The organism is Psychrobacter okhotskensis (assembly GCF_013248965.1).
GTDB lineage: Bacteria > Pseudomonadota > Gammaproteobacteria > Pseudomonadales > Moraxellaceae > Psychrobacter > Psychrobacter okhotskensis.
On record NZ_JABRVQ010000009.1, the window covers coordinates 109,099 to 120,270 of the forward strand.

Here is an 11,172-nt window from a genome sequence, read left to right on the forward strand (position 1 = left end):
CTATCGGCAGTCGTATTAAGACAACTGTCTAATGTGTTGTAGCAGCTGATCGGTAGAGGTATCAAATTGACCCTCGGTTTCTTTCTGCATGGCTTGATGCACGGACTCTGCCATTTGCTTGCCCATCTCGACACCCCACTGATCAAACGGGTTAATATCCCAAATGCTGGCCATGACATAGACCTTGTGTTCATAGAGCGCAACCAAAGCCCCTAAGCTATGCGGCGTTAGCTCGTCGATCAGTAGCGTGGTTGACGGCTGATTGCCACGGTAGTATTTATATTTTTCCGCAGCAGACGCTACTTGCACCTCGGACTCTTGGAGCGCTGCATTACCAAAGGCCAATACTCGGCTTTGTGCCAAACAATTGGCTAGCGACAGCTCATGCTGCTGCTGTAATGGCGCGTTTTGCGATTGACCACTATAACGGCGCACACAAGCAATAAAGTCACACGATACCTGCTGTGTACCTTGATGTAGCAACTGATAAAAAGCATGCTGCGCGTTAGAGCCAATCTCGCCCCACAGAATCGGACAAGTATCATAATCAATATGATCACCGTGCTGAGTGACCGACTTACCATTACTCTCCATCTCAAGCTGGGTTAGGTAGCTTGGCAAATAGCTGAGACGACCATCATAAGGCAATACGGTATGAGCATTTACCTGTAAAAAAGTACTGTTCCAAACAGCAAGCAAGCCTAATAATACTGGCAAGTTTTCTGCAAAATCGGCCTGTGCAAAGTGCTCATCCATACTATGCGCACCCGCTAATAACGCTTTAAACCCTGCCATACCGATACGAATGGCAATAGCAAGACCAATCGCCGACCATAAAGAAAAGCGACCACCGACCCATTCCCAAAGCTGCAGCTGATGCTCAGGATGAATACCCCAAGCACTCATTTTTTCACTATTAGCAGATATACCAATAAAGTGGCGACGTAACACACTGTCTTCCGTACCAGCGCGCAGCTTGGCGGTGGCAAGCAACCATGACAATGCCGTCTTAGCATTAGATAAGGTATCAATAGTACCGAAGGATTTAGATGAGATAATAAACAAAGTCGTTTCAGGGTTTAAGTGCTTCAGCAAGTTATCAAGCTGAGTACCATCCATGTTTGAGACGAAATGTACTTCAATATCGGTATCCGCCCATTCATCGAGCGCCGCAGTCGCCATCAGTGGCCCAAGATCAGAGCCACCAACGCCAATATTCACCACATCAGTAATCGCCTTACCCGAAAACCCGCGCCATGTACCACTACGGACACGCTCAGATAATCTGGCTACTTGCGAAAGACTCTGATGCACATCCGCGACGACATCTTGACCATCAAGCTGTAGCGTTGCTGTTTCTGGGAGACGTAGCGCTGTATGCAAGGCGGCACGCGCTTCACTGGTATTGACCATCGCGCCTTGTAATAGCGCTTTAATACGAGCCGATAAATCACAACTAGTAGCAAGACTCAACAGATTAGCTAATACTGTCTCGTCAATACACTGCTTGCTATAGTCCATATATAGCGCACCCGCTTGCCTGCTAAAACGCGTCGCACGCTCATCATCTTGCGCAAACAAAGCTGCCAATGACCACGGCTGCTTAGCCAGACTTTGCAACTGCTGCCAATATTGAGAGCTGCGAGCACTGCTATAACGCTTATCGTCCTTTATCTCAGCCATCAGCTATTCATCTTCTGCTAATTGCTGCTGGGCAAAATAGATAAAAGCCTGCATATATGAGCGCATATCGCCTGCATCATAACTATCGCCGCGCATGGTCGTCACATTGACCCCGTATTCGCTAATCAGCGCATCAATCGCATCGGTCAGCTGAATCTCACCGCCAACCGACGCTTTGGTATTTACCAAATAATCAAAGATTTGATTGCTAAACACATAACGACCAACCACTGCTAAGCGTGAAGGTGCATCTGCTAAGCTAGGTTTTTCTACAAAGCCAGCGACTTTAAAGCTAGCATTAACCTCTGTTTTATCATCGATATCGCTTGCATCACTAAACGCTTCATGTAATTGGGCGATACCGTATTTATGCACGTCTTCATCCGCCACTTTATCTACCAATATCTGTGAATGACTGTCTTTAGCAAAAGCATCAATCATAAAAGCTAAGTTATCAGCAGTCATATCACCCGTAAAAGGATCGAGTACCACGTCGGGCAATAATACGGCAAAATCATGCTCACCAATAACGGGGCGCGCAGCGAGTACCGCATGTCCCAAACCTAGCGGTTTACCTTGACGTATCATAGACACCGTTACATCGTCTGGTAACCAGTTTAAGCTATCGGCTAACGCGTCTTTATCTTTAGCACGCAATTGATTATCCAATTCAGCATTGATATCAAAGTAGTTTTCAATCGCGCTTTTTTGTGCATGCCCGACCAAAACAATATGTTTGATACCGGCTGCTATCGCCTCTTCAACCACATAATGAATAGCGGGGCGATTACCAAGTGGTAACAGCTCTTTGGGCACGGATTTAGATAGCGGTAGCATACGGGTACCAAAGCCTGCGACGGGAATAACGGCGTGGGTAATTTTTGTCATAATGTTTAAACTGTCTTAAAAAGGAAAGATTAAAAAAGAATATTTTATAAAATCTAAGTGGCGTTATAGCCGTTCGGATTCATACTCTGCCAACGCCACGTGTCTTGGCACATCTCAGTAATTGATAATTCAGCTTGCCACTTTAACAGATCTTTCGCTTTATCAGCACTGGCATAGCAGCTGGCAATATCACCAGCGCGGCGGTCTGCAAACTGATAAGGAATATCTTCCCCAGATACTTCAGAAAAAGCAGTGACCAACTCTAAAACCGAAGTACCTTTACCGGTACCAAGATTAATTGGTAAAAATCCTACTGGAACTGCTTGCTGCTCTAAGTAACTAAGTGCGGCAACATGGCCTTGAGCCAGATCAGTAACATGAATAAAATCACGAACACCAGTACCATCGACAGTTGAATAGTCATTACCAAAGATACTGAGTTTTTCAAGCTTACCGACGGCTACTTGAGAAATATAAGGCATTAAGTTATTTGGGATATCATTGGGGTCTTCGCCAATCTGCCCTGAAGGATGTGCACCTACCGGATTAAAATATCTCAAAGGGATGAGATTCCAGCTTTCATCGGATACCGCTAAGTCTTCTAGAATATGCTCGACCGTCAGTTTACTTTGCCCATAAGGATTGGTACAAGAACGCGGTGAATTCTCGTCAATAGGCAGCCTTTCAGGGTCACCATAAACCGTTGCTGACGATGAAAAAACAAGATTTTTGACATCGTACTCTGCCATGACCTCTAGTAAGGTAATCGTACCACTAACGTTATTGTCGTAATACTTTAGAGGTTGCGCAACGGATTCACCAACCGCCTTTAACCCCGCAAAATGAATCACACCAAAAAACTGATGCTCTGCAAATACTTGTCTAAGTGACTCAGCATCGCGAATATCGCCTTCGATAAACTCAATGGGCTGACCGATAAGACTAGAGACACGATTTACTGCTTCGCGGCTACTATTGGATAGATTGTCGTATACCACTATGTCGTAGCCTGCTTGATGTAAAGCTATACAAGTGTGCGAACCAATATATCCAGCACCACCTGTGACTAATATTTTATTTTTCATAATAACGTCTCATTGTTTTTCGAAGCAATTATTTTTCGAAGTAGGTATTCGTTTTTACTCGTAAATGCAACTATACTGGGAACCACAAAACATTGCCAACGTAAATGCCCCAATCATGACTATCTGCCCTTTCGCTATTAAACTAAGCCAGCCACCATATTATGAAATTTAGCACTTACATCAAGCCACTATTATTAGGCTATTATAAACAGTATCGGCAGCCAAACCAGCGTTTAGCGTTAGTCGTCGGTATGCTGCCATGGCAGGATTTGGTCGGTGGCTGGGTATTAGAGTCGTCACATATCCAAATACAACGGCACTTCAATCAATGCTACTTTGAGCTGTGGTTGAAGCCATTTATCAATCGCGTTAATCCAGTTATTTATATCTGGGGTTATAAAGCACCTGATTATTTTATTGAGTATATACGCGAGCAAGGTCTAGATATCTTCTTTGTAGAAGATGGATTTATTCGTTCTGGCCCTGATGATGAAAGTGGTGCGCCGCCATTATCTATCGTGATGGACAGTCAAGCGCCCTACTTTGATACCACGCGTCCAAACGATTTGACTGATCTCATAGCAAACTTTGATTTTGAGCAGGATGGCTATGATGAGACACTAGCACAAGAGATGCTCGATTATTACGTCGCGCATCGCGTGAGCAAATACAATCATCAGCCTTATGTCGATGTCTCACCGATATATGGCGAAAAAAGTAAAAAGCGAATTTTAGTATTAGGCCAAGTGTCCCATGATGACTCATTAAAATACGGTGGTGGTATTGGTGTTACGCTGCTTGATGTGGTCAATAAAGCTATTGAAGAAAACCCTGCTGCACAGATTATCGTAAAACCACACCCAATGACGCTTAATGACCCCTCTGTTGTCAGCGCACTCACTGAGTTAGATTGTCTTATCCTTACCCAGTCTATTCATTTGGTCGATGCATTAGAGACCATCGATCACGTATATACGATTACGTCACTGGGTGGGTTTGAGGCTTTGCTAAGAGGCAAAGCAGTTACGGTATTGGGAAGTCCTTTCTATAAAGATTTGTGCTCAGATACATCAGAACTAAAACAAACAAGCAAACAAACAGCGTTCTATGCCATAAATAACTATAATTACTATTTGGACAAATAGCAGTTACTTATGTAAAGAAAGGATTATTTATAATAACGCTCCAACATAGTCATCAAACGCTCCTGATAGTCAGGGAGTTTATTTGCCCCCTCACTTTTAAAATCATTGGCGCAAAACGAATGTGGTGAAGCATTTTGTTTTTTTAACTTTAATAGTTTTTCATAGCGAGTAACAGCATGTCTTGAGCGTATATTAAAATAGTAACAAATATCAACCTTTTCAATAGCTTTAGATTCGCAGTACAATAGCCAAGGTACTAAAAAAGAGGCCATATTAAGATCATTATGACCACGGAACCGATTAGGTAAAAAGGCTTTTATTTCTTTTTCAAACAGTTGCCATGTTTTTTCATATCCTGATTTTTTTAATGGAAAATAGGTATGGACAAGCGGATTCTTAATATTATACGGATAATGTCTTTTAAGTAACTCAATACTTCTTAATGAAGCCTTAAGCGTAGGCGTTTCCACTCCTTTGCGCTGCATATCATATAAATTCTTAGTTGAGACAAATAATGAGCTGATATTATTTGCTGAGAAAAAGTGCTCTTTAGGTAACTCTTTTGCGACGAAAACATCATCGTTAAAGTAGATGAAATCTTCTGACAAGTTAGGAATACGATAAAGAAAGGCTTCTATCACATGCGAATTAAAAGTAGGTAAATATTGAGAGTCGATAATCTCGGTATGATCGACTACAGTAACTCCTTTTACTTTATTTAGCCAGCTTGGTAATTGGTTGTCGGTAATAATATATATGTTTCTAACCCAAGGTAAATATTTCTTGACTGCTTTGACTGAATAAAATAGCTCATTATGATTATCAAAACGTGCCCTATCAGTAGCATACTGACCGATATTTCCACGTTTACTGTTAGCCTCATAATACTCATACTTCTCTTGCCACGTTTTATCAGTATTATCTACCCAAGTGAATACAACGTCTATAATCATATCCTGAGGTATATCGACAGTATTGATATTAGAATACTCTACAAAGGCAGTTTCAACTGCCTCATCTACTCCAAGCTCAGTATTAGTAACAGGATAACGCTTATTAAAATAATCCCTAAAGAAAACTCCTGGATTGTTTTTCAGCTTTTTAAACTTACGCTTGTGTAACTTCATTGTAAAAATATCCTTTCATATATTTCTTTGACTATCTACTAGCAGACATTAATCTTTTGAATAAAAAAGCTAGGCGTACGCCTAGCTTTTTTATTCACACACTTTCAAACTGGACTAACATTTCAGACTATCGAATCGGCTCCAATTATATGAGCTATCGTATGCTGGATATATGGCTATCATACCCTTGTAACAATATTTAGCCAAGTCAGTATCTTCTAGCAATAAAGCAATCTCTGCTACCAAACGCCAATACTCATAAGAATGCTCTATAGTAGGTTTTACAGCATTTTCGTAAGCTTCATCAATTAGGCCCAGTCTATATCTAGCTAATGTTAGTGGATAGACGAGTTTTTCCTTACTTTCTTGTATAAGCGTAGATGCCTGTTCAAGCAGTTCTTGCCACTGTGATCTCTCCGCTAGCACCCTTACATATGTCAATCTAAACTCATCATTGTGAGGGTACATACTTATCATTTCTGGCAACAGCTCCATCAATGAATCAAAATTACCCATGCCCCAGAGAGATAGTATATATTTCTGTATTGCTGTTTGGGGCAAAATACCAATATCACCATTTACCGTTGCATTATATTGAGCAATACATTTATCGTAGTTATCTCTAGAATAAGCCAGACGAGCGATTTCTATTCGACACCTTGGATTATTTTTTGTATGACGCTCAAAACTAGCTAATTGCTGATGCGCTTGCTCAAAGTCCGATAGATGACGATAAGCCTGTGCCATTAAAGTTTCTGGTTGGTACTCTATCAGATTTTCGAGATCGAATTTTGACAGCTCATTTTTTAACAGATCAATAATGGCTTGCCACTGCTTATAAAGACGTAAAGACCAAGCTTGTACTATAAGAGACTGTGCTTCATTTAATTGGTTTTCTTGTATCTCTTTTTTAAGTTTTTCAAACTCAGTAATTTTGCCTGTTTTAGCATAGCTAAACAGTAGCATAAATTTAAGCTCTTCATCTAATGCTCTCATAGAGCTCGACAGATTAATTACCTCTTGCCAGTTGGTAGTCGCATACGCTACCTTTGCTTTCCAATAATTGATCTCATCTTGACTTCTATTATCCGATTCTAATGCGGTAAAGAGTTCCGTAAATTTATTTTGATTAAATAGAGCTTTATTCAAGACTTCCTGCGCCTCTCCTATCTGAGCTTCGTCACCATGTTCGATAAGTAGCAGACTACGTGACTCTGCCAAGTCCCATACTTCGTTATCGTTGGCAGAAACAGTCATATCATAAAGTATGTCAAGGTCTAGCTCTTTAGTTTCTGGTTGATCTAACGCCATAATAGCTTGATAAACACGTTCGCAGTTATTGGTATCTCGATAGGCAAACGTATCTTGTATTCTAGTGGCGTATGGTTCTAATGGCTCTCCATTATTCTTCAGAACAACCTCTAAATTTTTTAATAACTCCTCTTCAGTAGTAACAACTGGACCAAAACCATCTTTTTCATAATCGAAATAACCTTTTTGGTAAGTATGACTACCAGAGAACACTTCATCTTTATCAAACTGATAGTAGAGGGTAGTCTTACTCAACAGGCCCATCTCAAATGCTACTGAAGAATAATCTGTGATCATTAGTTTTGATTGTTGAAAGAGTTGCTGCATACTCATCTCAGCTGTACTAGATTGCCATACATCGATGTAGCTAGGCAATTCAAACATTGATACATATGGCTCAATATTGGCATGAGGGGCAAAAATGACTTGATAGTTATATATTTCGACTAAATTTCGTAGCTCCTTGCTGTGCACAAGACTATGCCAATGTTTAGCATAATTCGTCTGCATAAAATATTTATTAATTGTGCGAGTATTACTTCCAATACCTGTTATTTGACCTACAATATTATTACGCCAAGTAGGCATAATTAATATGATTTTGCTATCTCGGCTATTACTCACTAATAAGCTATCATGTCTAGGAAAGCCAGTTAGAACGACTTCCTTTTCAGTCAGCTTATAACTACTATCTTTATCTACAAAAGAATTATATTCAGGAAATGTAGTAGTAATTAAAAGTTGAATATTCTTTTTAGAGTTAATCCAAGAAGATAGATCATCTTTTGTCACACCGTGTTGCAGGAATATAAACTGCTTACTGTATTCGTATTGATCACCAAAATAATCATTAATATGTTTTTCTAAATGACTACTTATAATTTTAGAAGATTTACGAAGATGTAGCTCAAAACTCTCTGTACCAAAATCAACTAAATTAAATCCATCTTGCTTTAAACGCGTCCAATCTCCTGAATCACTTCGCAATGCAAAATAATAGACTCTTTCAGGATGCTTATCTCTAAGGTACCTATATAAATGCTCAGCATTATCATCTGCTTTAGTTTCTCTGTCCATTAAAAGCCAACTGCCATCAGATATATATTTTTTTGAAGGAGTAAAAGCTTCTTTCACACTACGTATGTCTATACCATTTTTAAAATGACGGTTTTTAAGAGACAGACTCGGTCTTTGTGTATCAATAAAAGCATCAAATTTATCATTATAACTATCATATGATATCCAACTGCGTGATTCATAAACAAAAGGTCTATCATTAAAACTGTGAATTATCGTTTTATGATAAGTAGGGATAACATCCTTTTTATTAATTCTAAACGATAAAACACCTTCATTATGCATAAACGTATTGACTAATATTTGCTTTTTCTCTTTATCGATATCAGTTATATAAGCAATCTTAAAAGGTGTATTTTTATTTTTGAAAGCACCCATCATACCAACTTTCTGAAAAAACCAAACACCTGCCATATTAAAGCTTAATATTGTACTTTCGTCTATATATTCAAATACTTTTAAAAATAATTGGTAGAATTCTTGCCTTTGGTTTTCATCCAAAAAGCCTAGTCTTTCAGGACTATTGATTAAATATTGAACATACCAACTCATATCATATAAAGCTGTTTTCTGTATATTTTTAGGTATAAAACCCAACTGTTCCTTATACATTTTTAACATTGGAATAAAACCATGTACAAAAACATCGTAGTAGCGTTCTTTTTTGCTCCATGATGTGTCTAAAGTTGACGTGCCATCTTCTCTTTTACGATAGAAATATACAGATTCCTCTACAAATAATACTTTTCCCTCATTTATATTTAGTAAATAATCCGCTATAAACTTACCATCTTCAAAATTAGGTTTAATACTCGAGTTAAATCTTAAATCATTATTTTTAATATCATCTAACTTAAATATTGTTGCAGAAGCTGAAAGGTTTATATTATTATCAAGCTCACTAGCTGGTATAGGAGCTTCATTTTTAAATCTAAATCTAAGCGGATGGGAATCTTTTATATTAACTTGACCTTCATTATAAAAAACAAGATTAGTAACAAGCATATTAATACTCGTATTACTAACTATTTTATTATTTATTAATTCAAAATAAGACAGAGATATAAAATCATCAGGATCTATAAAAGTTATCCAATTAAATTTTGCATGTGAAAGGCCTAGATTTCGAGCAGATGCTTGACCTCCATTCTCTTTATGCAAATATATTATATTTTTAGGATATTTTTCCTGCCATTTTTTTATAATATATGCAGAATTATCAGTAGAACCATCATCAACTAGGATGATTTGGATACTCCTTTCAAACTCTATGGTTTGGTTTATGAGACTCTCAAAATAATCATTCAAGTATTTTTCAACGTTATATACAGCTGATATTATCGTAAAGCTATTTTCACTCTCTTTTTTTTGAGGAATTAATTTTGATATTTGAGATTTACGTTTTTTTAAAGAATCCTCAATAAACACTTTTGGATCTTTTTTTAACTTTCTCATTTTTCGATATAATTTGCTATTCTTACTATCTAACATTATTTTTTCCTAATATAGTTATGAAGTATTTTCTATAACTGTTAACCTTAGTTACATACCTAAAAGTTTATTTTATCAATTTATTTTCTCTTAACTATAAATACATTACCTTTAAAATCGGAATTAAAGCTAAAATTATTATCAGAATATTCAATTTTTACTGAAGAGGTCATTTTTGTTATAACTTCACTACCCTTGACCTTTATTTTAATATAAAGCTCATAGGAACCTTCTGTTAAATCAGAGACATCTAAACCTAAATGCTGATATGTACTGAACCAACACTTATCATAAATAACTATTTCTTTTTTAAAGTAACCTCTTGTTAGGTTAGGCCTATGAGCTTTTGCTAATTTTTTTATGAAATTAGATTTTCCTTTAAATATTAACTCATAATTTATATCTTGATAATCCTCAACATCCACGCCTTCAACTATACCAACGCCTTCAATAAACAACTTATCATTTTGGATATTTATAATTTTTAAATCTATTATAGGATTAAGGCTTGCTTTAGATTTTTTTATAGGTTGAGAACCGAAAAAATTAACATTCCCATCGTTAAACCTTGGTATTGCGTCCGAAGCTAAAGCATATAAGATACTTAGAACCAATGAAGTATGATGACTAGTGACCTGATTATGTTCTCTTACGAACAAAGAATAACTTTTAATTAGGTTAAAATTTTTATATTTCATTAAATCGTTCAAGTTAGGCTCTAAATGTTCCTTATATTGGTTATCCGCCTCGGAAGTTATTAAGTATATGTTTTTTTCTAACTCGGTATCACTCTTCAACAGTCTTGGTAGTAAATTGTTAATAAACTGTATGTCTACTGATGAATAATCAGCACCCATCATATGTAGAGCGGTTCTATGCCAATTTTTGTTTATATAACTTCCAATATAAATTTGTGGCACTGTTACAAGTATATTACTTATATTTAATTTCAACCCATAATAAAGCGCAGCAGAACCTCCTTTAGAAAAACCTGTTACTGTCATATTGGATAATATTAAATTTTTCTCTTTTACTTTTAATTTTATAAACTCTGAAATACTGTCTTCTATTTTAAAATCCATATTTACACATAGGTAATAAGTATACATTTCTTCAAAGTCATCATTAATCCATATTACATCACAAGGACAGTTATCTAATGCATCCTAGATTCAAATAAGAAGTGCAACGTTTTAAAAGAATGAGTTGAAGAGTAAGATGTGCCGTGTTGCATTTCAAACTTCAACTCCTACATATCAGAACGTTATGAAACACTATACACATCTTACCCAAGAGCAAAGATATCAAATATCAGCGCTATTGCAAGCTAAAAAAGGCATGAGTGAAATAGCTAGAATTATTGGC

Annotated in this window: 8 protein-coding genes; 2 read left to right on the forward strand and 6 right to left on the reverse strand. The window is 37.2% G+C overall.

From position 1 onward, the window contains the following. Positions 1-15: 15 nt before the first annotated feature. Genes pgi through galE form a run of 3 tightly spaced genes read right to left on the reverse strand, consistent with a single transcriptional unit; the run spans position 16 to position 3,656 of the window. Positions 16-1,683, reverse strand: coding sequence for a glucose-6-phosphate isomerase (gene pgi / locus HQR03_RS06520; RefSeq protein ID WP_173239589.1), 1,668 nt, complete (start codon positions 1,681-1,683; stop codon positions 16-18). 3 nt (positions 1,684-1,686) lie between these two features. Next, entirely contained in the window at positions 1,687-2,571 is an 885-nt protein-coding gene (locus HQR03_RS06525) for a UTP--glucose-1-phosphate uridylyltransferase (protein ID WP_173239590.1), read from the reverse strand. 53 nt (positions 2,572-2,624) lie between these two features. Beyond that, the gene (gene galE, locus HQR03_RS06530) at positions 2,625-3,656 is read right to left on the reverse strand and encodes a UDP-glucose 4-epimerase GalE (protein ID WP_173239591.1); all 1,032 of its coding nucleotides are present in this window, start codon (positions 3,654-3,656) and stop codon (positions 2,625-2,627) included. A gap of 161 nt (positions 3,657-3,817) precedes the next feature. Between galE and HQR03_RS06535 the strand changes: the two genes are divergently transcribed. After that, on the forward strand, positions 3,818-4,801 hold the full coding sequence (locus HQR03_RS06535; protein ID WP_173239592.1) for a capsular polysaccharide export protein, LipB/KpsS family: 984 nt from the start codon (positions 3,818-3,820) through the stop codon (positions 4,799-4,801). Between the two features lie 23 nt (positions 4,802-4,824). Here HQR03_RS06535 and HQR03_RS06540 read toward each other — a convergent pair whose 3' ends face one another. From HQR03_RS06540 to HQR03_RS06550, 3 genes are all read right to left on the reverse strand, one after another. After that, on the reverse strand, positions 4,825-5,928 hold the full coding sequence (locus HQR03_RS06540; RefSeq protein WP_173239593.1) for a Stealth CR1 domain-containing protein: 1,104 nt from the start codon (positions 5,926-5,928) through the stop codon (positions 4,825-4,827). 114 nt (positions 5,929-6,042) lie between these two features. Further along, positions 6,043-9,807 (reverse strand): CDP-glycerol glycerophosphotransferase family protein, encoded by a 3,765-nt coding sequence (locus HQR03_RS06545; protein ID WP_173239594.1) that lies wholly within the window; start codon positions 9,805-9,807, stop codon positions 6,043-6,045. A gap of 80 nt (positions 9,808-9,887) precedes the next feature. After that, on the reverse strand, positions 9,888-10,889 hold the full coding sequence (locus HQR03_RS06550; RefSeq protein WP_173239595.1) for a hypothetical protein: 1,002 nt from the start codon (positions 10,887-10,889) through the stop codon (positions 9,888-9,890). Between the two features lie 184 nt (positions 10,890-11,073). On the opposite strand from HQR03_RS06550, the gene HQR03_RS14370 reads away from it, so the two are divergent. Then, positions 11,074-11,172 (forward strand): helix-turn-helix domain-containing protein (locus HQR03_RS14370; protein WP_418889567.1); only part of this gene is annotated, 99 nt, incomplete at its 3' end.

Bases quoted from the DNA above. Each gene is read 5' to 3' on its own strand.
- pgi (WP_173239589.1), bottom strand. From the start codon at position 1,683: ATGGCTGAGATAAAGGACGATAAGCGTTATAGCAGTGCTCGCAGCTCT.
- HQR03_RS06525 (WP_173239590.1), bottom strand. From the start codon at position 2,571: ATGACAAAAATTACCCACGCCGTTATTCCCGTCGCAGGCTTTGGTACC.
- galE (WP_173239591.1), bottom strand. From the start codon at position 3,656: ATGAAAAATAAAATATTAGTCACAGGTGGTGCTGGATATATTGGTTCG.
- HQR03_RS06535 (WP_173239592.1), top strand. From the start codon at position 3,818: ATGAAATTTAGCACTTACATCAAGCCACTATTATTAGGCTATTATAAA.
- HQR03_RS06540 (WP_173239593.1), bottom strand. From the start codon at position 5,928: ATGAAGTTACACAAGCGTAAGTTTAAAAAGCTGAAAAACAATCCAGGA.
- HQR03_RS06545 (WP_173239594.1), bottom strand. From the start codon at position 9,807: ATGTTAGATAGTAAGAATAGCAAATTATATCGAAAAATGAGAAAGTTA.
- HQR03_RS06550 (WP_173239595.1), bottom strand. From the start codon at position 10,889: ATGGATTTTAAAATAGAAGACAGTATTTCAGAGTTTATAAAATTAAAA.